16 protein-coding genes are annotated in these 19809 nt (G+C 63.9%); 6 read left to right on the top strand and 10 right to left on the bottom strand.

Going from position 1 to position 19809, the window contains the following annotated elements; translation table 11 throughout:
• Both F6X61_RS24800 and betI read right to left on the bottom strand, forming a co-directional pair.
• Window positions 1-556: aldehyde dehydrogenase family protein (locus tag F6X61_RS24800; RefSeq protein ID WP_153788971.1), on the bottom strand; the 556-nt coding region annotated here is incomplete at its 3' end.
• Between the two features lie 38 nt (window positions 557-594).
• A complete protein-coding gene (gene betI, locus F6X61_RS24795; protein ID WP_153788970.1) occupies window positions 595-1251 on the bottom strand; it encodes a transcriptional regulator BetI in 657 nt (218 codons plus the stop codon).
• A 476-nt stretch (window positions 1252-1727) separates the two neighbouring features.
• Between betI and F6X61_RS24790 the strand changes: the two genes are divergently transcribed.
• Together F6X61_RS24790 and F6X61_RS24785 are read left to right on the top strand one after the other, a co-directional pair.
• Window positions 1728-3731 (top strand): BCCT family transporter, encoded by a 2004-nt coding sequence (locus F6X61_RS24790; protein ID WP_125465881.1) that lies wholly within the window; start codon window positions 1728-1730, stop codon window positions 3729-3731.
• A 160-nt stretch (window positions 3732-3891) separates the two neighbouring features.
• A complete protein-coding gene (locus F6X61_RS24785; protein ID WP_153788969.1) occupies window positions 3892-8559 on the top strand; it encodes a DUF6543 domain-containing protein in 4668 nt (1555 codons plus the stop codon).
• 4 nt (window positions 8560-8563) lie between these two features.
• Here F6X61_RS24785 and F6X61_RS24780 read toward each other — a convergent pair whose 3' ends face one another.
• The 4 genes from F6X61_RS24780 to gpmI form a co-directional block, all read right to left on the bottom strand.
• Window positions 8564-9328: a divergent polysaccharide deacetylase family protein gene (locus tag F6X61_RS24780; RefSeq protein WP_153788968.1), complete on the bottom strand. Its 765-nt coding sequence runs from the start codon at window positions 9326-9328 to the stop codon at window positions 8564-8566.
• A gap of 9 nt (window positions 9329-9337) precedes the next feature.
• A complete protein-coding gene (locus F6X61_RS24775) occupies window positions 9338-10672 on the bottom strand; it encodes a S41 family peptidase (RefSeq protein WP_110995323.1) in 1335 nt (444 codons plus the stop codon).
• A gap of 82 nt (window positions 10673-10754) precedes the next feature.
• Window positions 10755-12050, bottom strand: coding sequence for a murein hydrolase activator EnvC (locus F6X61_RS24770; protein ID WP_153788967.1), 1296 nt, complete (start codon window positions 12048-12050; stop codon window positions 10755-10757).
• A 185-nt stretch (window positions 12051-12235) separates the two neighbouring features.
• Window positions 12236-13771, bottom strand: a complete 1536-nt coding sequence (gene gpmI, locus F6X61_RS24765) for a 2,3-bisphosphoglycerate-independent phosphoglycerate mutase (protein WP_153788966.1) — start codon at window positions 13769-13771, stop codon at window positions 12236-12238.
• Between the two features lie 206 nt (window positions 13772-13977).
• Here gpmI and F6X61_RS24760 point away from each other — a divergent pair, with 206 nt between their 5' ends.
• From F6X61_RS24760 to secB, 3 genes are read left to right on the top strand one after another with little or no spacing between them, the layout of a single operon-like run.
• Window positions 13978-14391 carry a rhodanese-like domain-containing protein gene (locus tag F6X61_RS24760; protein WP_153788965.1) on the top strand — a complete coding sequence of 138 codons (414 nt, stop codon included), beginning with the start codon at window positions 13978-13980 and terminating at the stop codon, window positions 14389-14391.
• Between the two features lies 1 nt (window position 14392).
• Window positions 14393-14647 carry a glutaredoxin 3 gene (gene grxC, locus F6X61_RS24755; RefSeq protein WP_110995319.1) on the top strand — a complete coding sequence of 85 codons (255 nt, stop codon included), beginning with the start codon at window positions 14393-14395 and terminating at the stop codon, window positions 14645-14647.
• A gap of 40 nt (window positions 14648-14687) precedes the next feature.
• Window positions 14688-15170, top strand: coding sequence for a protein-export chaperone SecB (secB, locus tag F6X61_RS24750; protein ID WP_153788964.1), 483 nt, complete (start codon window positions 14688-14690; stop codon window positions 15168-15170).
• Window positions 15171-15315: 145 nt separating this feature from the next.
• Here the strand turns inward: secB and trmL are convergent, their stop codons facing one another.
• Window positions 15316-15777, bottom strand: coding sequence for a tRNA (uridine(34)/cytosine(34)/5-carboxymethylaminomethyluridine(34)-2'-O)-methyltransferase TrmL (gene trmL / locus F6X61_RS24745; RefSeq protein ID WP_054884254.1), 462 nt, complete (start codon window positions 15775-15777; stop codon window positions 15316-15318).
• Between trmL and F6X61_RS24740 the strand changes: the two genes are divergently transcribed.
• Window positions 15776-16213, top strand: a complete 438-nt coding sequence (locus F6X61_RS24740) for a hypothetical protein (RefSeq protein WP_153788963.1) — start codon at window positions 15776-15778, stop codon at window positions 16211-16213. The two genes, trmL and F6X61_RS24740, sit on opposite strands and share 2 nt — an antisense overlap.
• Before the next feature lie 381 nt (window positions 16214-16594).
• Here the strand turns inward: F6X61_RS24740 and F6X61_RS24735 are convergent, their stop codons facing one another.
• The 3 genes from F6X61_RS24735 to glnL form a co-directional block, all read right to left on the bottom strand.
• Entirely contained in the window at window positions 16595-17050 is a 456-nt protein-coding gene (locus F6X61_RS24735) for a transposase (protein ID WP_153788962.1), read from the bottom strand.
• 181 nt (window positions 17051-17231) lie between these two features.
• On the bottom strand, window positions 17232-18668 hold the full coding sequence (ntrC, locus tag F6X61_RS24730) for a nitrogen regulation protein NR(I) (RefSeq protein WP_153788961.1): 1437 nt from the start codon (window positions 18666-18668) through the stop codon (window positions 17232-17234).
• The gene (gene glnL / locus F6X61_RS24725; protein WP_153788960.1) at window positions 18665-19750 is read right to left on the bottom strand and encodes a nitrogen regulation protein NR(II); all 1086 of its coding nucleotides are present in this window, start codon (window positions 19748-19750) and stop codon (window positions 18665-18667) included. The genes ntrC and glnL overlap by 4 nt, the downstream gene beginning before the upstream one ends.
• Window positions 19751-19809: the final 59 nt, after the last annotated feature.

Genomic DNA, 19809 nt, shown 5'->3' with positions numbered 1-19809 from the left:
GGGTGGTCAGCGAGGTGACTTCCGATGGCTTGAAGATCATCGCGTTGCCGGCGGCCAGGGCCGGGGCGGATTTCCACAGGGCGATCTGGATCGGGTAGTTCCACGCGCCGATACCGGCGGTCACGCCCAGTGGCTCGCGGCGGGTGTAGACGAAGGACGATTCGCGCAGCGGGATCTGCTCGCCTTCGATGGCCGGTACCAGGCCTGCGTAGTACTCCAGCACGTCGGCGCCGGTGACGATGTCGACGTAGCGGGTTTCGGAGTACGACTTGCCGGTGTCCAGGGTTTCCAGCTGGGCCAGCTCGTCGTTGCGCTCGCGCAGGATGTCGACGGCGCGGCGCAGGATGCGCGAACGCTGCATGGCAGTCATGGCGGCCCAGACTTTCTGGCCGCGTTCGGCGCTTTCGACGGCCTTCTCGACGTCCGCCTGGGTGGCGCGCTGCACGTGGGCGAGGACTTCGCCGGTGGCCGGGTTGATGGCTTCGAAGGTGGCATCGCTGCCAGCGTCGACGTAAGCGCCATCAATGTAGAGTTTTTGCGTTCCGAAACGGGCCATAGTGTCCTCGCAAGTGCAGTGTGTGGTTGGCTGCCGCGTCACGCTCCTGCCGGTTGGCCAGTGGCTGTGCGCGGTGGTTCAGCGGCCTGGTCGTTGGTGTCCAGGGTGTGCTGTTTAGCCAGTTGTAGATCCATGTATTCGTAAGCAATCCGTATCGCCTGGTCGGTGTCGAATGCGTCACCCGACAAGGCGCCACGCAGCCAGAGGCCGTCGATCAAGGCCGCCAGCCCGCGGGCAGCCTTGCGCGCATGGTAGAGCGGCAGGGCGCGGCGGAACTGGCAGCACAGGTTGGAATACAGGCGGTGATCGTTGATCCGCTGCAACCTGTGCAAAGACGGCTGGTGCATGCTGGAGGCCCAGAAGGCCAGCCAGGTTTTCATTGCCGGGCCGTTCACCTGGCTCGCATCGAAGTTGCCTTCGATGATCACCTTCAGGTGAGCGCGCGGGCTGTCGTCCGTCAGGGCCTGGCGACGTGCGGCCACGCCCTCGTTGAGCATGCTCATGATGTAGCCCATCGTCGCTGCGATCAGGCCGTTCTTGTCCTGAAAGTAGTGACTGATGATGCCGTTCGACACGCCGGCCAAACGGGCAATCAGCGCAATGCTGGCGTCCCCCAGTCCGACCTGATCGACCGCCTGCAGGGTGGCTTCGATCAACTGCTGGCGGCGGATGGGTTGCATACCGACCTTGGGCATCTTGCTATCTCCTCAGGCCTGCGAGCAGACGACGGGCGGCTGACTCGGCGAAGGCCAGTCTATTTTGTTTTGATTGAACGTTCAATCAATAAAGAATAAGCTCTGCGACAATTTGTGCCATTGACAGTTTTCAAGCGGTCAACGGGACACGGATTGACACCCCAGGAAATCGCGTAACCCCCGGAATACAAGGCGTTGACGGGCATGAGCGATGCAAAGACAGATTCTGCCGAGCGGTCACAGGCTGCGCGGTCGGCCCTTGGAGCGGGCCTGGTGGCTGTGGCGAATGCGCACACTCCTCAACGGAGATGCGGATCGGCGACAGGTCACCCGTCTGTTTTCTTGCAACGTTTCTAATCGGGATCACGGTTTCCAGGGTGCCTTTTATAACACCTGACGCTGTAGGGCTATTGCACCAATTGCGTCGGAAATAACTGTTTAGCCTCCACTGCCGCACTGCCCGGAGCATTCGTGCAATGAGTTCTGCCTCCCTAACCAACCCACCTGCCGAGCGGGTACGGGTCAACCGCGTGGTGTTCTACACCTCGGCGCTGCTGATTCTCGTGCTGACGGCCTTGCTGATCGCTGTACCCGAAACCGCCGGCCAGGTGCTCGGTGTCGCCCAGAAATGGCTGACCCGCACCTTCGGCTGGTACTACATGCTGGTAATCTGCGGTTACCTGCTGTTCGTCGTTTACCTGGCCTTCTCCGACTACGGCAAGCTCAAGCTGGGCGGCAAGGACGACACCCCCGATTTCAGCTACGGCGCCTGGGCCGGCATGCTGTTCTCCTCCGGTATCGGTATCTCGCTGCTGTACTTCGGCGCGTCCGAGCCGCTGGACCACTACTTCAACCCACCGGAAGGCACCCCTGCCAGCCTCGAGGCCGCGCGCCAGGGCCTGCAACTGACCTTCCTGCACTGGGGCCTGCACGGCTGGGCGATCTACGCCCTGGTGGGCCTGGCCGTGGGTTACTTCGCCTACCGTCACAACCAGCCGCTGGCACTGCGCTCGGCGCTGTACCCGCTGGTCGGTGAGCGTTGGGTCAAGGGCGGTGCCGGCCATGCCGTGGACATCTTCGGCATGTTCGTCACCCTGCTGGGCCTGGTGACCAACCTCGGCATCGGTTCGATGCAGGTGGCCTCGGGCCTCGAGTACCTGTTCGGCATGGACCACAGCAAGACCAACCTGCTGGCGGTGATCCTGACCATGGCTGGCGTGGCCACCATCGCTGCGGTGTCGGGCGTGGAAAATGGCATTCGTCGTTTGTCCAACCTGAACATCCTGCTGTTCAGCGGCCTGCTGATCTTCGTGCTGCTGGCCGGCAACACCCTGCACCTGTTCAACGCCTTCGTGCAGAACATCGGCGACTACCTCAACGGCATCGTGCTGAAGACCTTCGACCTTTATGTGTATGAAGGCGCGGGCGACAAGTCCGAGCGCTGGCTGGGCCTGTGGACCGTGTTCTACTGGGCCTGGTGGATCTCCTGGGGCCCGTTCGTCGGCATGTTCATCGCCCGTATTTCCAAGGGCCGTACCGTGCGCCAACTGGTCAGCGGCGTGCTGCTGATCCCGCTGGGCTTCACCCTGGCCTGGCTGTCGATCTTCGGCAACACCGCGCTGGACCTGGTGATCAACCAGGGCGCGGTGGAGCTCGGCAAGACCGCGCTCGAACAGCCGTCGATGTCGATCTACCAGCTACTCGAATACTTCCCGGCGTCGAAAATCGTCATCGGCGTGGCAGTGTTCGTCGGCTTCGTGCTGTTCCTCACCCCGGCCGACTCGGGCGCGGTGATGATGGCCAACCTGTCGTGCAAAGGCGGCAAGGTGGACGAAGACGCCCCGCACTGGATGGTGGTGTTCTGGTCGGTGGTGATCACCCTGGTAACCATTGGCCTGTTGTTCGCCGGTAACTTCGAAGCCATGCAGACCATGGTGGTGCTGGCTGGCCTGCCGTTCTCGGTGGTGCTGGTGCTGTTCATGTTCGGCCTGATGAAGGCGATGAAGCAGGACGTCGCGGTCGAGAGCGAGCGCGCCGAACTGGCCGCCCGTGGCCGTCGCGGCTTCAGCGAGCGCCTGAGCCAGCTGGACCTGCAGCCGACCCAGGCCGTGGTGCAGCGCTTCATGGACAAGCAGGTGAGCCCGGCGCTCAAGGAAGCCGCCGAACAACTGCGCACCCTGGGCTTCGAGGTCGAGACCCGTGTTGGCCAGTCGCGCAACATGATGGGCCTGCGGGTGATGATGGAAGAGGGCAACCCCTTCGTCTACGAAGCCAGCCTGGATGGTTACCTGGCCGCGCCGAGCGAGGCGCCGGTCGAAGGCGAGCCAGAGGTGCAGCAGCGCTTCTACCGCGCCGAGGTGTACCTGCACGACGGCAGCCAGGAATACGACCTGATGGGCTTCACCCGCGAGCAGATCGTGCGTGACGTGCTGGATCAGTTCGAAAGCCACCGCCAGTTGCTGGGGCGCGTGTACAGCTGATATCGGCTGATGCAATGCCAGGAGCCCGGTTCGTCAGAACCGGGCTCTTTCGTTTCTGCTCGCCAGAGGCGCACAAACACTGCGCGACAGCTATATGTAGTGCCTGTGCGGTCGTGGCGCGAGCGCATCCTTTTGTCCGTCATGCAAAAGGACCAGAACCATGTCAAACACCACCTCGATCAGCCTTAAACAGGCGTGCGCCAGGCAGTTTGCCGATCGCCCCACCCTGCGTCAGGTCGCCAGCCAGCAAATCCTCAAGTTGCTGGCCACGAAATTTGCCTGGATAGCCGAGGTCCAGCCTGCGCTGGATGACGCCGACCCCATCATGCTCGACAGTCCTGTTCCCGATGCGGATTACTGGGGCACGGCGCCGCTGGTGGACGTCGTGCTGCAGGCGTTGCTCGGGGGCGCGCCTATGAACCTGGAAGCGCTCGGGGCGCGAACCTACAACCTGGGGGTGGAGGATCCCTACCGCTTTCCCGCCTCGCACAGCGCGCTGGATACTCGAGCGCTGCATGGGGTGACGGAGGCTTTCAATGATCTTGTGAGGGATCTGCCAGCGGCTTTCTGCCAGGCCCAGGTCGACTTCTGGAACGCCGCGCCGTGCCTGGCGCCCGACGACTGTGGCGTAAGCCGGCATCGCTGGATGCAGCAGGCGTTGCGCACAGCGCTACTGGGTAGCGCTCAAGTACAGTCGCTGACCGAGGAGGCCAGGACGTGCCTGTATGAACTGCTGGGGGGGCGAACTGCCTCGATGCAGATCAACGCCATCGAGGTGACGATGAGCGTGGGGCAGGAGGAGCAACATGAACTGCTCCCCGACTTGCTGGTGTCGCTGGAGCGCGACGAGACGCGCCTGATGATTTGTTGCCAGCCCTCAGGGCAGGTGCATGCTTACACGTCCCTGGACGCGTTTGCCATCGACCTGCGTGACCGGCTGGCGTACCGCCACCGCTTCGACAGGTTGTCCTGGAGCCGCTACGCGCTGGAAGGCGAACCTTTGCTGCAGCAGTCCGGCTTGCTGCTCGGCTGGATGCTGTCCCGGCTTGATCACTTGCCATGGCTGTCGATCGACTCGGTCGAGCAGCTGGAGGCTTGGTTCGCGCAGTTGAGCGACCCGTCCACGCTGTTCTTCGAAGCCGCATATTTCGACGAGCAGGCCCCAGGGCTCGCCGTGCCCGACTGGCTGGTGCAGGCCTCCAGCCAGGACCGTTTCGAGTATCAGACGGCCATGCTGGACCTGGCTGTCGAGCAGGCGCTGTCCAAAGGTCAGTCATCACTCGATGGTGTGCTGGATCTTCATGCCTACAGCCGAGAGCACCTGCGTCAGCAGATGTTGGCCGACTATCCGCAAGAGGCGAACTACTTTGCCGACGACCTGATTCTCACGGTGCAGAGCGCTCAGGGCGTACCGGGTGGCGTTGCCACGGGGCCGGGCGATGGCGTGGTGACGCGGCGCACATTGAGTTTGACCGAGTTTGCCATTGGCAATCTGGCGGCACTGGAGCACGGCGGTATCGTTGCGATCGCTCACCGCCACGGGCAGCTGATCGCCGACTGGATGACTGCGGACTATGTACAGGCATTGGTTGGCCGGGTAGATATCGGCGGGCATTACCCCGCCTACCTCAGCACGGCGTTGAGTGACCCGCTCACACGGGATGCCCGGATTCGGTGTTTCGCTCGCGAGTGGCGTAGCCAATTGCTGTTCGATGCCTTGAAGCTCAAGGTCCGGGGCGGGCTGGATCTCGAGGCGTGGCAAGTGTTGGCAGAGTTCTGTCGCGGCAACCTCGACCTGAAGTCGACCCTCGATATCGCGCCTCTGGCATTCGCGGTCCCTGGTTATCGGCGGTTGGACACCGTGACCTGCATGTTCGTCATTCGCCTTCGGCAATCCCAGGTGCTGCTGCTCTATCGCCCTCTCTATGCGGATGCACCGTTGCGCCAGTTCGCTGATGCCGATGCCCTGATGCACGCCATCGATCAGGACGCTGCGTTGCAGGGCAGTGTGCTGCAGTGGCTGGGCGATGAGGCCAGAGCCATCTATGGTGCGGGTGGGTTCACCCGGCCCCACAGGATCACGGGTTGGCAAGAAGCGGCGGGTGGCGTGCTGGTGCCCATCTACGAAGCGTTCGAATCGCTGGGCAACCCGGCGCGGTTGTCGTTCCAGCCTTGGCTCGCCGATACCGACATCAACCTGTTCATGCACAAGTTGCAGGCGATGGTAGATCTCGCTCGGCGCCAGGTTGTGTCCAACGCCCAGAGCCGCTGGCAACGCTTGCTCGAGGGAGGTTGGCTGCTGTTCAACATCGTCACGCCGTTGCTGCGTGGGCCTATTGCGGCGGTAACATGGCTGGCGCTGTTGCTCGCGGCCGTGAACGATGACGCGCAGGCGCTGGAGCAGGGCAGCGATGCCGAACGATCGCTGGCGGTACTGGATCTGGTCGCCAACCTGTCCATGCTGCTGGGACATGTCGGCCTACCCCAGGCTCGACAGCCTGTGCCGCCTGCGCCGCCGCTCGATATCGCCAGGCCCCAGGGCGTGCCGGCGCTGGCTGCGGTCCCGGTGCAGATGGGGCGTACCCACCTGCCGGGTGCCTTGCAGGACGTCGAAGTGGGCCCGGTAGTCCATGCCACGGGCTGGGGGCCTGGGCCTGCCGCTCAGCTCAAGGCCTTGCGGCACCTGGCTGCAACCGTCGAGCTGCGTGGTATCGGTGAAGACGCCGAGGGTTACTACCGACATGCCGGTGAGCGCTACGTGCTGTTGTACGGCGAGCGCTTCCAGGTTCGGCAATGGGGTGAGCAGGTCCGTGTGGTCGGCCCCGAGGGGCAGTTAGGGCCCTGGTTGTGGCGGGGTGAGCAGTGGAAGGTGCGCGAGGGGTTCTTCGGCGGCATGCCCAAGGGGCGAGGGCGCGGAGCCAGCCGCCAATCCCAGTACGATCATCTTGGTCGGGAGATGAACGCCAACATCGATGAAGGAGAACGGCTCAGGCAGCGAATCGTGAGCGATACCCTGCAAGTCATCGAACTGGACGAGAAGCTGGACCTGCATGAGCAGAGCCTGGCCGATGTGGTGCAAAACCGGGACGGCGCCTTTACTTCCGATCAGGCTGGCAAACTGGCTACTTTCCATCGGCAGCAAATCGCGCTCAAGTCCGCGCAAATGGACGATATGCGCCGCTCGGTCATCGCCAATCTCCAGCAGGCGGTGGAGACTGATCGGTCGGTGATGGACAAGATCCCGCAACTGCTGGAGTTGCAGCGCTTTCGCGACGTTAGGGCGATGTACACCGAGGAGAACTTCAGGGCGTACCTCGAAGCGGCGCGAAACATGCTGGTGATCAACAGTTGGAACATCTTCGACGAGCTGCGGCGCCTGGCCGATTACCCCGAGCTGCACAGGCTCTCTGGCATCCTCAATGGGCGCCCGGTGGCGGACGTGCTGGACGACTATCGCCTGTACAGGCGCTACCTGGCCAATACGGTGGGGAGCCAGGCCAGCATGCTCAAGGCGAGCCTCGACCTGGACGCCTTCCTGCCGCAGATTGCGCCTGAAACACTTCTGATCAGCACTTCCGAGCCGATCACCGCGCAACGACTGGTGTCTTTCCGGACGATTCCGAGCGTGCAACTGCGCTTCCACCAGGCCATGAACTACGCCGACCTGGCACTGCACCTCGACCAGCTGGGCCATGCGCGCCAGCTGATTCGCTACCGCGATGCCCTGGCCGGCGAGACGCTGAAAAGCGCAGCCAGCGCCCATGCCGGCTTGAGCACTGGCAACCTTTCTGCGGCAGACCGTATCGAAATCCTGCAGACCGCCTGGGACGAGTACTCCACGGCGATCATCAACGGCCTGGATATTGCCGGCAATGGGGGCCGGTTGGTCGAGCTCGACCGGCTCGGGCAGTACGCCGAGGAACTCAAGGCACTCAAGCGCATGGTCAGCGAGCAGCTGGTCGAAGCGATTGCGGAACAGGATGGTGTGCCGCCGCCAGCCCGCTACCCGGCCTACGTGACGACCCAGGCGCGTCAGTTGCCGGTACGCACCAGCAAGGGCGTATTGGTGATTGCCACGCCGGTAGAGACCGGGGGCGTGACCGGGCTCGAGGTGCGTGAGCCGTTTACCGATGAGCTGCTGCATCGCTTCGCTGCCGATGATGCAGGAGGCTGGATCGAAGTCGTCGACAGCACTCCCACACCGGTGCAGGCGGTCGACGACGCGCGAGCGCAAGCCGAGTCGCTGTTGGCCGAGCACGGGGAAATGGAGCGTATGGCCAGGGAGTATGTCGATGGCGATGTGCGCAGCGGCAAACTGACGAGGCTGCTCGATGGTTACCTGGACGCCTTGCGGGTGGCCGTCGACGGCCTGTCGGGCGTAGTCGATGGTGCTGGGCTGCTCGAGCGATTGCAGGCGCAGATCGAACTGTGGTCACAGCGCAGGACCGCGTTGCTCGTCGAGCTCTTCGACAAGACCCGTCACCCTGATGCCTTGGCGCTGGCCTTCATGCATGAGCAAGGGCTGATCAGGGTCGAGTATCAGTCTGGGCGCCGACAGATCGCCGATGGCAGTGCCATGGATGAATACCGCGTCTTGCGTCTGGCCCGGCCGGGTGATGGCAAGGGGCGAGCCCTCTGGGTGGCGCATTTTCACTTCGAGCACGCTGACGATGGCCCCACTGCATTCACGCGAGGCCACCTGAAGACCTGGCAGCAGCGGTTCTATGGCCGCGAGGATGCGCAGAAACTGGCAGCCGAGGGCCAGCGAATACACCGTGGCCCCATTACCTATGCGCAGGTGAAGGACATCATCCCGTTCTTGCGTTGACGCATCAGCGGTTCTGGTAGCGCCCGCCCTTGCCATGGGCGGGCATGGCCAGGTTGCTGCGCTCGGCGATCATCTGGCGCAGCGGGATCAGCTCGATGCCCTGGCTCTTGAGCCGGGGCATCTCCTTTTCCAGCACCTGCAGGGTCTGCGGGTAGGGGTGGCCGATCAGCACGGCCGAGCCCTGCTTGCGCGCCAGGGTGATGCCTTGCTGCAACTGGGCGCTGATTGCCTCGGGCGTGCGCACGTCATCGAGGAACACATCCCGTGAGACATGGGCCAGAGCGATCTCCTGGGCCTTGGCCGCCGCCACCGTGGCGGCGCTGGTACGGCTGTCGACGAAGAACAGATGGCGGCGCTGCAACTCGCCCATCAACCAGGCCATGGGTTCGGCTTGCGAGGTCATGCGGCTGCCCATGTGGTTGTTGATGCCGGCGGCGTAGGGCACCTTGACCAGGGCGGCGTCCAGGCGCTGGGCCAGCTCCGGCAGCGGGGTGCCGGGATGCCAGGCGTAGGGGCCGGTGGCCGGGTCCATGGGCATGTGCAGGATCACCGTCTTGCCGGCCTTGTGCGCCTGGCGGGCGAACGTGGTGGCGTGGGGGGTGTCGGGCATGATCGCCATCGTGACCGGGCCGGGCAGGGCCAGGGTGCGCTGGTCACGCTCGCTGCTTTGGCCGAGGTCGTCGATGATGATGCTCAGGTAGGCCTTGGCCGGGGCCGCGTGCGCGGCGCCGGCCAGCAGGCAGAACAGCAGGGACAGCAGGTAACGCATGGGGTGTGCTTATTCGCCCTTGGTGATGTTCAGGCCCTTGAGCAGGCTGAGGGCCTGGCTGAGCTGGAAGTCGTTGTCCTGCGGGCGCTCCTTGCGCTTGGCGCTGCCGGTCGGGCGGTCGGCGCCGCCGTTGCCGTTGCCCAGGTGACCCTGCAGGTCGGCTTCCTTGAAGTTCTCGGTGTCGGTTTCGGCGGTGAGCTTGGCCGGGCGCACTTCGATGTCCGGGACGATGCCCTGGGCCTGGATCGAGCGGCCGTTGGGGGTGAAGTACAGCGCGGTGGTGAGCTTGAGCGCGCGGTCGTTGGCCAGCGGCAGCACGGTTTGCACCGAGCCCTTGCCGAAGCTGTCGGTGCCCATCAGTACGGCGCGTTTCTGGTCTTGCAGGGCACCGGCGACGATCTCCGACGCCGAGGCGCTGCCGCCGTTGATCAGTACCACCAGCGGTACGCCTTCACTGGCGTCGGCCGGGTCGGCCGAGAAGCGCAGTTCGGAGTTGGCGATGCGGCCTTTGGTGTAGACGATCAGGCCCTTGGTCAGGAAGTGGTCGGCCACTTCCACTGCGGCTTGCAGCACGCCGCCGGGGTTGTTGCGCAGGTCGAGGACCACGCCGCGCAGCTTCTTGCCGTTGTCCTTGCGCAGCTTGGCCAGGGCCTTGCCCACCTCTTCGCCGGTCTTGACCTGGAACTGGGTGATGCGGATATAGCCGTAGTCGTTCTCCAGCAGCTGGCTCTTCACGCTCTTGACCTGGATCACCGCGCGGGTGAGGGTCACGTCGAACGGCGTGCCGCCGTCGCGTACCAGCGTGAGGACGATCTTCTCGCCGACCTTGCCGCGCATCTTGTCGACTGCCTCGGTCATGGTCTGGCCGCGGGTCGGGGCGCCGTTGATCTTGACGATCAGGTCGCCGGCCTGCACGCCGGCGCGGGAGGCCGGGGTGTCATCGATCGGCGAAACGACCTTGATGAAGCCGTCTTCCTGGCCGACTTCGATCCCCAGGCCGCCGAATTCGCCGCTGGTGCTTTCCTGCAGCTCCTGGAAGTCTTCAGGGCCGAGATAGGCCGAGTGCGGGTCGAGGTTGCTGAGCATGCCCTTGATGGCGTTTTCCAGCAGGGTCTTGTCGTCGACGGGCTCTACATACGCGGCCTTGATGCGGTCCATGACCTCGGCGAAGGTGCGCAGCTCCTCCAGCGGCAGCGGCGCCTTGGCGGTCACCTCGGTGGCCGGTACCGTGGCCGGCTTGGCGGCAGCGGCAGGCTTGGCCGGCTCGGCGGCGAGCGCCAGGGGCGCGCCGATGACCAGGGCAATGGTCAGGGCCAGCTGGGTGAGGCGAGGCGAGTGCAGCATGTCGAACGAACTCCTGATCCTGTAGGCGCCCCTTGCGGGAGCATCGGCCCGGCGTTTTCACGCGCCGCGCCGTAAAAGTAGTTTAGCCACGGCACCATTGCGCAGGGTCGGTGGGCCGGCCCTGCTGGCGAATCGCGAAGTACAAGCCGGCGCTGTCCTGGCCGCCGCTGTCGCCGACGGTGGAGATGGCTTCGCCGGCCTTGACGATGTCGCCGGCGCTCTTGAGCAGGCTCTGGTTGTGGCCGTACAGGCTCAAATAACCATTGCCGTGGTCGAGAATGACCAGAAGCCCGGCGCCGCGCAACCAGTCGGCGAATACCACGCGTCCGCCGTGTACGGCGCGTACCTGGGTGCCGGCGCTGGCGCTGATCATCACGCCGTCCCACTTGGCCCGGGCATCGCTGCCGCGCATGTCACCAAAGCGTGCCAGCAGTCGACCATTGACTGGCCATGGAAGTTTTCCCCGGGCTGCAGAAAATGCACCGCCGTAGCTCGCGCCGTCGCTGGAAACCACCGGGCCAAGCGTGGTACGGGCCTTTTTCGGGGGCTCTTCCGGTTCCGCTTGCTGGTTGCGCGCCAGTGCCTGTTCCTTGCGGCGTTTTTCTTCTTCCTGCTTGGCCAGCAGTGCGCGCTGGCGCGCTTCTTCCGCCTCGCGGGCCTGGCGTGCGAGGGTTTCCTCGATGGTCTTGAGCACTTTGCCCAGGTCGGCCTGGTCCTGCTCGCGGGACTGCAGCTTCTGGTCGCGCTCTTTCATGTCGCTGTTGAGCTTGGCCAGTACCTGCTGGCGCTTGTCGCGTTCGCCGACCAGCGCCTGGCGGCGGCTGTCGAGGTCGGCGCGCTGGGTGAGCAGTTGCTCCTGCTGGCGGCCGATGTCCTGCTCGACGTTGGCCAGCTGGCGCAAGGTCTCGTTGAAGGTGCGCAGCTGCTCGGTGCGCGCCTTGCTCAGGTAGTCGTAGTAGGTGAGGGTGCGGGCGAATTTCTCGGGGTTCTGCTGGTTGAGCAGCAGCTTGAGGTATTCCTCGCGGCCGTTGTTCTGGTAGGCCGAACGGGCCTGGACGGCAATCAGGCGTTGCTGTTCAACGCGGGCGCTCTGGAGTTTTTTTTTCTCGTGATCAAGGCGCTCCAGCTCGCCCTCGGTCTTTTTTAGTTCTTGCTGCAGTGCCTCCACCTGTTTTTCCAGGTTGCCGATGTCGGTCTCGGTGGACTTGAGGTCTTTCTGCACGCCGGACTTCTCCTCCTGAAGCTTGCCCAGCATCTTCTTCAGCTCGGCAATGTCCTGGCGGGTGGCGTCCAGCTGTTGCTGGGTCTGTGCGCGCTCGTCGGCGAAGGCCGGGGCGAGCAGGCATGACAGGGCGAGTAGGAACAGGGCGCGGAGCATGGGGTTGGGCGTACCAAGGATGGAGACTGGCCTAGTATGCCCGCGCGGGCTTGCAAAAAAAACGCCTCGCGGCATGTGCGGCGAGGCGTTTGTCTGGATTTCATGCGCAAATGTGATCGCAGTGCTCGTGGGAGCGGGCTTGCCCCGCGATCGCAATCGCGGGGCAAGCCCGCTCCCACGGGACCTTATTGATCAACCAGGATCGAGGTGCCGGTCATCTCCGCAGGCTTTTCCATCCCCAGCAGCTTGAGCATGGTCGGCGCCACGTCGGCTAGCACGCCGCCGTCACGCACCTTGACCTTGCGCTTGCCGACGTAGATGAACGGCACAGGCTCGCTGGTATGGGCGGTGTGCGCCTGGCCGGTGCAGGCGTCTTCCATCTGCTCGACGTTGCCGTGGTCGGCGGTGATCAGCGCTTCGCCGTCGACTTTTTCCAGTGCCTCGACGATGCGGCCGACGCAGGTGTCCAGGGCCTCGACCGCCTTGACCGCGGCCTCGAACACGCCGGTGTGGCCGACCATGTCGCCGTTGGCATAGTTGACCACGATCACGTCGAAACGCTGCTGCTCGATGGCCTCGACGATGCGGTCGGTCACCTCGGGGGCGTTCATTTCCGGCTGCAGGTCGTAGGTGGCGACCTTCGGCGACGGGATCAGGATGCGCTCTTCGCCTTCGAACGGCTCTTCACGGCCACCGGAGAAGAAGAAGGTGACGTGGGCGTATTTCTCGGTTTCGGCGATGCGCAGCTGGGTCTTGCCGTTCTTCGCCAGGTACTCGCCGAGCACATTGTTCAGGCTGGACGGCGCAAAGGCCGCCGGCGCCGGGATTTTCGCCGAGTACTGGGTCAGGCCGATGTAGGCAGCCAGTTTCGGCAGGCGGGCGCGTGGGAATTCGTTGAAGTCAGGCTCGACGAACACCCGCGACAGCTCGCGGGCACGGTCGGCGCGGAAGTTCATGAAGATGACGGCGTCGCCATCCTCGACCTTGACCGCATCGCCAATGCGCGTGGCCTTGACGAATTCGTCGCTCTCGTCACGGGCGTAGGCGGCCTCGAGGCCGGCTACGGCGCTGTCGGCGGTGTATTGCGCGGTGCTGTCGACGATCAGGTCGTAGGCGGCTTGTACGCGGTCCCAGCGGTTGTCGCGGTCCATCGCGTAGTAGCGGCCGATCAGGCTGGCGATGCGGCCCTTGCCCAGCTTGGCAAAGGTGGCGTCGAGCAGTTCGATGGATGACTGGGCGCTGCGCGGCGGGGTGTCACGGCCGTCGAGGAAGGCGTGCAGGTAGATCTTCTCGGCGCCACGCTGGGCGGCCAGTTCGGCCATGGCCACCAGGTGGTCCTGGTGGCTGTGCACGCCACCGTCGGAGAGCAGGCCGAGGATATGCACGGCCTTGCCGGCACTGACAGCCTTGTCTACCGCGCCGGTGAGCACCGGGTTTTCGAAGAACTCACCGTCGCGGATGGCTTTGGTGACCCGGGTGAAATCCTGGTACACCACGCGGCCGGCGCCGAGGTTCATGTGACCGACTTCAGAGTTGCCCATCTGCCCGTCGGGCAGGCCCACGTCCATGCCGGACCCGGAGATAAGACCGTGCGGCTGGGTGGCGCGCAGGCGGTCGTAGACCGGTGTGTTGGCGGCGAAGATGGCGTTGTATTCGGGGCTTTCGCTGTGTCCGAAGCCATCCAGGATAATCAGGACCAGGGGTTTAGGCGTACTCGTCATCAATCAAACTCACGGTTGTTCAAAGATGATAAAGACACGCATTTTAGGGCAAATCCGCCACCGACGGCGAATATTCCTCCCCTTGTCCGACCAGCGCTGTCGGATATGCAACATGAAGGCTGTTTTGCGGGTGGCCCGGCGGGCTTTGGTGGTCATGGGGGGCTGTGTATACTGGCCGCCATTTTCAATCGCCTGGAACACCCCCGATGGTTGCTCACCTGATTCAATTCGCGACAGATCACTTCATCCTGGTGGCGATCTTCGTCGTTCTGCTGGTCCTGCTGCTGATCAACGAAGTGCGTCGTGGTGGCCAGAGCCTGAGCAACGGCCAGCTGACCGCGCTGGTCAACGCCGACAAGGCGCTGGTCATCGATATTCGTCCTGCCAAGGAGTATTCCGCCGGGCACATCGTCGGTGCGGTGAGCATTCCGCAGGACAAGCTGGTCAACCGCATGACCGAGCTGGAAAAACATAAAGAGAAGACCCTGATCGTCGTCGACGCGATGGGCCAGCAGTCCGGCACCATCTGCCGCGAGCTGCTCAAGGCTGGTTACACCGCGGCCAAGCTCAGCGGTGGCGTGTCCAGCTGGAAAGCCGATAACCTGCCCCTGGTGAAGTGATATGAAGCCCGTCATCGTCTACTCCAGCGACTACTGCCCCTACTGCATGCGCGCCAAGTACCTGCTCGAGAGCAAGGGCGTGGCGTTCGAAGAGATCAAGGTCGACGGCAAGCCGCAGCTGCGCGCCGAAATGAGCCAGAAGGCCGGCCGTACTTCGGTACCGCAGATCTGGATCGGCAGTACGCACGTCGGTGGATGCGATGACCTCTATGCCCTGGAGCGCGCGGGCAAGCTCGACGCGCTGCTGGCGGCCTGACTTTGCACTGCATTCGAAAACATTAGGATAAGGATCTGCCATGACTGACCAACAGACCAACGGCGCGGCTGCAGAAAACAGCCCACAGTTCTCCCTGCAGCGCATCTACGTGCGCGATCTGTCGTTCGAGGCTCCGAAGAGCCCGCAGATCTTCCGCCAGCAGTGGGAGCCGAATGTCTCGCTGGACCTGAACACCCGCCAGAAAGCCCTGCAAGGTGACTTCCACGAAGTGGTGCTGACCCTGTCGGTCACCGTGAAGAATGGTGAAGAAGTGGCGTTCATCGCCGAAGTGCAGCAGGCCGGTATCTTCCTGATCGCAGGCCTCGACGCGGCCTCGATGAGCCACACCCTCGGCGCGTTCTGCCCGAACATCCTGTTCCCGTACGCCCGTGAGACCCTGGACAGCCTGGTGACCCGTGGTTCGTTCCCGGCGCTGATGCTGTCGCCGGTCAACTTCGACGCCCTGTACGCGCAAGAAATGCAGCGCATGCAGGACGCTGGTGAAGTGCCGACCATGCAGTAATTGCAGCGGTCATGAAAAAGGGCGACTTCGGTCGCCTTTTTTTGTTTGCCTGCACTGGCCTCTTCGCGGGTAAACCCGCTCCCACAGATGGTGCTGTACCTGTGGGAGCGGGTTTACCCGCGAAGAGGCCGGAACAGGCAATCCATCAACTCCCGGCAAACCCGTTCTGCCGCCAAGCCTCATACACCGTCACCGCCACGGTATTGGACAGGTTCAAGCTACGGCACCCTGGACGCATCGGCAGGCGCAGGCGCTGCTCCGCCGGCAGGCTATCCAACACCTCGGCCGGCAAACCACGGCTCTCGGGCCCGAACAGGAAGGCATCGCCCGGTTGGTAGGCCACTTCGTGGAACGGGTGCGAGCCTTTGGTAGTGAAGGCGAACAGCCGCGGGTTGCCCAGGCTTTCCAGGCATCCGGCCAGGCTTTCGTGGCGCTTGAGCGTGGCATACTCGTGGTAATCCAGCCCGGCGCGGCGCAGGCGCTTGTCGTCGAGTTCGAAGCTGATCGGTTCGATAAGGTGCAGGGCGCAGCCACTGTTGGCGCACAGGCGGATGATGTTGCCGGTATTCGGCGGAATTTCAGGTTGAAAAAGGATGACGTGAAACATGCACGGCTCCAAGCGTGAAGATGACGGGCATTCTACCCCCGAACCCGATATGCGTTCGAAGGCGTTGCCGAAGATGATCCTGTCGCTGGCCATCGTCGGGTTGATGGTGGGCCTGATGATCGGCCGCCTGACCGCCCCGGACGAGCGGGTGCTGCAGCAGGTCGAGGTGGTGCAGGATGGCCTGGACCTGTGGTTCAACGAAGAACCCCAGCTGCATGGCGAGAACGTCGAAGGCACCGTGGCGCTGGTGTTCCAGGCCGAGGGCAAGGCCCAGCGCGGCCAGTTGTTCTTGCAGGGCAAGCCGGTGGGCTGGCGGGTGCAGAAGGGCAAGGAAGGCTTGCTGCTGACGCTGATTGCCGCGCGCCCCCTGCAAGGGGAATGGTCAGGTGCAGAGGACGACGGGCGCTGGAAGGTGCAGGTGAGGCTGCACGAATAAAAGAGGGGATGTCCCGGCCTGCCTGTACCGAGGTCCCCAAAGCGGGTTGCCGTGGCGAATAAAAGGGGGATTTCCCGGCCTGCCTGTACCAGGGTCCCCGAAACGGTGTTGCTGCTGCGAATAAAAGAGGGGCTTTCCCGGCCTGCCTGTACCGAGGCCCCCGAAACTGGAGTTGCATTGGTTATTGCAGGGGGCGTGCCAGTTTTGAAATACCCGGAAATACTGGCCTTCAGGGCGAATTGGCCGGGTTTCGAGGGGATTTGTGCCTTCGCAAGGTGCAAGGGGCACAGGTTCGGTGCATATCGCGGGGCAAGCCCGCTACCACGTACAAGAACGCGATTTGTCGTGGGAGCGGGCTTGCCCCGCGATTGCAATCTCCCCTTAAACCCAGATCGCATCCCAGTGCGCATAGTCTCCAACGCGGCTGACCAGTCCTGCTCTTACGGGATTAGCGACCACATACCTTGCAAAGCCTCGCAGGTCCTCTTCGCGTCTGAGTGCGCGGTCGTGATAGCCGGCTTGCCATAGCTGCCCGTTGAGCTTGCCCATCTTGTACAACGAGCAACGGCTGCGTGATTTGAAGCGACGCATGACAGTGCAAAGGGTGTCGTCTTTGAGTTGAATCAGCCAATGCACGTGATCGGGCATGATTACCCATGCAAGGCTCAGGACCGAGCCTTCGGCCTCTGCCTGAGCGAAATGAGGTGGGATACAGCGCGCCGCCTGGAAGTCGAGGAACAGGGGCAGCCGGTCCTTGGTGGTGCTGGTCAGCAGATAGGCCCGGCCTGGCTCGGAAAAACGACCGCGACGCAGTCGGTGGGAGGAGGGGCTGTCCATGTCGTTATCCTCGATAAGGAAAACAACACGGTAGGTCGAGAGACCCACGTATGCCCAAACCAATGAGCACAGCATGTGTCAGGCTGAATGCCATCGCGGGGCAAGCCCGCTCCCACGCCCATCCCTGCCAGGAGGAGGCGTGGGAGCGGGCTTGCCCCGCGATGCGATTCAGCGTCGAGTATCAGTGCTCGTCACCCTCATCATCATCCCCGCCATCGACCTTCATCCCCAATTCCTTGATCTTGCGCGTCAGGGTATTGCGCCCCCAGCCCAGCAATACCGCTGCATCACGACGCCGCCCGGCGGTGTGCTTGAGCGCGGTCTCGATCATGATCCGCTCGAAACTGGGCACGGCGCTGTCCAGCAGGCTCGACTGGCCGCGGGCAAGGGCCTGGTCGGCCCACTGGCGCAGGGCCTGCTCCCAGTTGGTCACTGGCGCTGCGTCCTGCGGCAGGTTGAGCAGCTCCGGCGGCAGGTCGCCGATCAGCACCTCGCGGCTGGAGGCCATCACGGTGATCCAGCGGCAGGTGTTTTCCAGCTGACGCACGTTGCCCGGCCACGGCAGGTTGCGGATGAACTCTTCGGTTTCCGGCTTGAGCAGCTTGGGCTCGACTGCCAACTCCTGGGCGGCGCGGCCGAGGAAGTGGCGGGCCAGGGTCGGGATGTCTTCGCGCCGGTCAGACAGGCGCGGGATATGGATGCGGATCACGTTGAGGCGGTGGAACAGGTCTTCGCGGAACTTGCCAGCCTGTACCAGGGTTTCCAGGTTCTGGTGGGTCGCGGCGATGATGCGCACATCGACTTTCACCGGCACGTGGCCGCCAACCCGGTAGAACTCGCCGTCGGCCAGCACGCGCAGCAGGCGGGTCTGGGTGTCGGCGGGCATGTCGCCGATTTCGTCGAGGAACAGCGTGCCGCCGTCGGCCTGCTCGAAGCGGCCACGGCGCAGGTTGGCGGCGCCGGTGAACGCGCCTTTTTCATGGCCGAACAGCTCGGACTCCATGAGGTCCTTGGGGATCGCCGCCATGTTCAGGGCGATGAACGGCGCAGCCGCGCGCGGGCTGTGGCGGTGCAGGGCATGGGCCACCAGCTCTTTGCCGGTACCCGATTCGCCATTGATCAGCACGGTGATGTTGGAGTGGCTCAGGCGGCCGATGGCGCGGAACACCTCCTGCATCGCTGGTGCTTCACCGATGATCTCGGGGGTGCGGGCCAGTGCCTGGGGCACCTCCAGCGCTTGCTGCTCCTGCGCGTGCTGGTTGGCACGCTTGACCAGCGACACCGCTTCGTCGACGTCGAACGGCTTGGGCAGGTATTCGAAGGCGCCGCCCTGGTAGGAGGCCACGGCACTGTCCAGGTCGGAGTGCGCGGTCATGATGATGACCGGAAGGCCCGGGTGCTGGTCGCGAATCTGGGCCAGCAGGTCGAGGCCGCTGGCACCGGGCATGCGGATATCGGAAATGATCACGTCAGGCTGCTGGCGTGCCAGGCGGCCCATCACGCCATCGGCGCTGTCGAAGCTCTGGGTGGTCATGCCCTCCTGCTGCAGGGCCTTCTCCAGGACCCAGCGGATGGAGCGATCATCATCGACGATCCAGACGGTTTCACTTCGGCTCATGAGGCGGTGGCTCCTTGTTCCAGGGGCAGGTAGATCGAGAAGGCGGTGTGGCCGGGGTGGCTTTCACACTCGATCAGGCCCTGGTGCTGGCTGATGATGTTCTGGGTAATGGCCAGGCCCAGCCCGGTACCGTCCGGGCGGCCGCTGACCATGGGGTAGAAGAGGGTGTCCTGCAGCTCTGCGGGGATGCCCGGGCCGTTGTCGACGATCTCGACCCGGGCCACCAGGCGATGGCGCACGTGGGCGATGGTGAACTGGCGTACGGCGCGGCTGCGCAGGGTGATGCGGCCCAGGCGCAGTTCGTTCTGCCCGCCGATGGCCTGCATGGCATTGCGCACGATGTTGAGCACGGCCTGGATCATCTGCTCGCGGTCGATCAGCACGTCCGGCAGGCTCGGGTCGTAGTCGCGCACCAGGGTGATGCCGCCCTGGCTTTCCGCCTCCACCAGGCTGCACACGCGCTCCAGTACTTCGTGGATGTTGGTCATCGACAGCGACGGCAGTTTGTTCGAACCGAGCATGCGGTCGACCAGGTTACGCAGCCGGTCGGCTTCTTCGATGATCACGTTGGTGTAGTCGCGCAGGCCGTCGTTGGGCAACTCGCGGGCCAGCAGCTGCGCTGCGCCGCGAATGCCGCCCAACGGGTTCTTGATTTCGTGGGCCAGGCCGCGTACCAGCATCTTGGTGGTTTCCTGCTTGCTCAGCTGCGCCTCTTCCTTGGTGATGCGCAGCAGGCGGTCACGCGGGTGCACTTCGAGCAGCAGCAGGGTATTGCCCTGGTGCAGGATCGGCGTGACGGCGTAGTCGACGGTGATGCTCTGGCCGGTCAGCGAGGTCAGCTGGGCTTCGCGCTTGGTGAACGGATGCGCCTGCTCCACCGCCTGGCGCAGCGAGTTGAGTGCCTCGGCCGATTCGGTGAACAGCTCGCTGATGAACTGCCCATGGCTGCGCTGGCCACTGACGGCCAGGAGCATTTCCGCCGCCGGGTTCATGTACTCAAGGCGCAGCTCGGCGTTGAGCAGGAGCGTGGCCGTGGTCAGGTTGTCCAGAAGCAGACGGTGCTGTGCATCGCTGATGGTCATAAGGCGTCGTTGACCTCTGTTGGCACTCTTTTGGCGCCCCGGCCAGGGCTGGGGCGCGC

The sequence above is a fragment of the Pseudomonas sp. EMN2 genome, from assembly GCF_009650555.1.
GTDB lineage: Bacteria > Pseudomonadota > Gammaproteobacteria > Pseudomonadales > Pseudomonadaceae > Aquipseudomonas > Aquipseudomonas sichuanensis.
The sequence above is the reverse complement of the archived record's forward strand: the minus strand, read 5'-3'. Positions and strand labels throughout refer to the sequence as shown.

Bases quoted from the DNA above. Each gene is read 5' to 3' on its own strand.
- betI (WP_153788970.1), bottom strand. From the start codon at position 1,251: ATGCCCAAGGTCGGTATGCAACCCATCCGCCGCCAGCAGTTGATCGAA.
- F6X61_RS24790 (WP_125465881.1), top strand. From the start codon at position 1,728: ATGAGTTCTGCCTCCCTAACCAACCCACCTGCCGAGCGGGTACGGGTC.
- F6X61_RS24785 (WP_153788969.1), top strand. From the start codon at position 3,892: ATGTCAAACACCACCTCGATCAGCCTTAAACAGGCGTGCGCCAGGCAG.
- F6X61_RS24780 (WP_153788968.1), bottom strand. From the start codon at position 9,328: ATGCGTTACCTGCTGTCCCTGCTGTTCTGCCTGCTGGCCGGCGCCGCG.
- F6X61_RS24775 (WP_110995323.1), bottom strand. From the start codon at position 10,672: ATGCTGCACTCGCCTCGCCTCACCCAGCTGGCCCTGACCATTGCCCTG.
- F6X61_RS24770 (WP_153788967.1), bottom strand. From the start codon at position 12,050: ATGCTCCGCGCCCTGTTCCTACTCGCCCTGTCATGCCTGCTCGCCCCG.
- gpmI (WP_153788966.1), bottom strand. From the start codon at position 13,771: ATGACGAGTACGCCTAAACCCCTGGTCCTGATTATCCTGGATGGCTTC.
- F6X61_RS24760 (WP_153788965.1), top strand. From the start codon at position 13,978: ATGGTTGCTCACCTGATTCAATTCGCGACAGATCACTTCATCCTGGTG.
- grxC (WP_110995319.1), top strand. From the start codon at position 14,393: ATGAAGCCCGTCATCGTCTACTCCAGCGACTACTGCCCCTACTGCATG.
- secB (WP_153788964.1), top strand. From the start codon at position 14,688: ATGACTGACCAACAGACCAACGGCGCGGCTGCAGAAAACAGCCCACAG.
- F6X61_RS24740 (WP_153788963.1), top strand. From the start codon at position 15,776: ATGCACGGCTCCAAGCGTGAAGATGACGGGCATTCTACCCCCGAACCC.
- trmL (WP_054884254.1), bottom strand. From the start codon at position 15,777: ATGTTTCACGTCATCCTTTTTCAACCTGAAATTCCGCCGAATACCGGC.
- F6X61_RS24735 (WP_153788962.1), bottom strand. From the start codon at position 17,050: ATGGACAGCCCCTCCTCCCACCGACTGCGTCGCGGTCGTTTTTCCGAG.
- ntrC (WP_153788961.1), bottom strand. From the start codon at position 18,668: ATGAGCCGAAGTGAAACCGTCTGGATCGTCGATGATGATCGCTCCATC.
- glnL (WP_153788960.1), bottom strand. From the start codon at position 19,750: ATGACCATCAGCGATGCACAGCACCGTCTGCTTCTGGACAACCTGACC.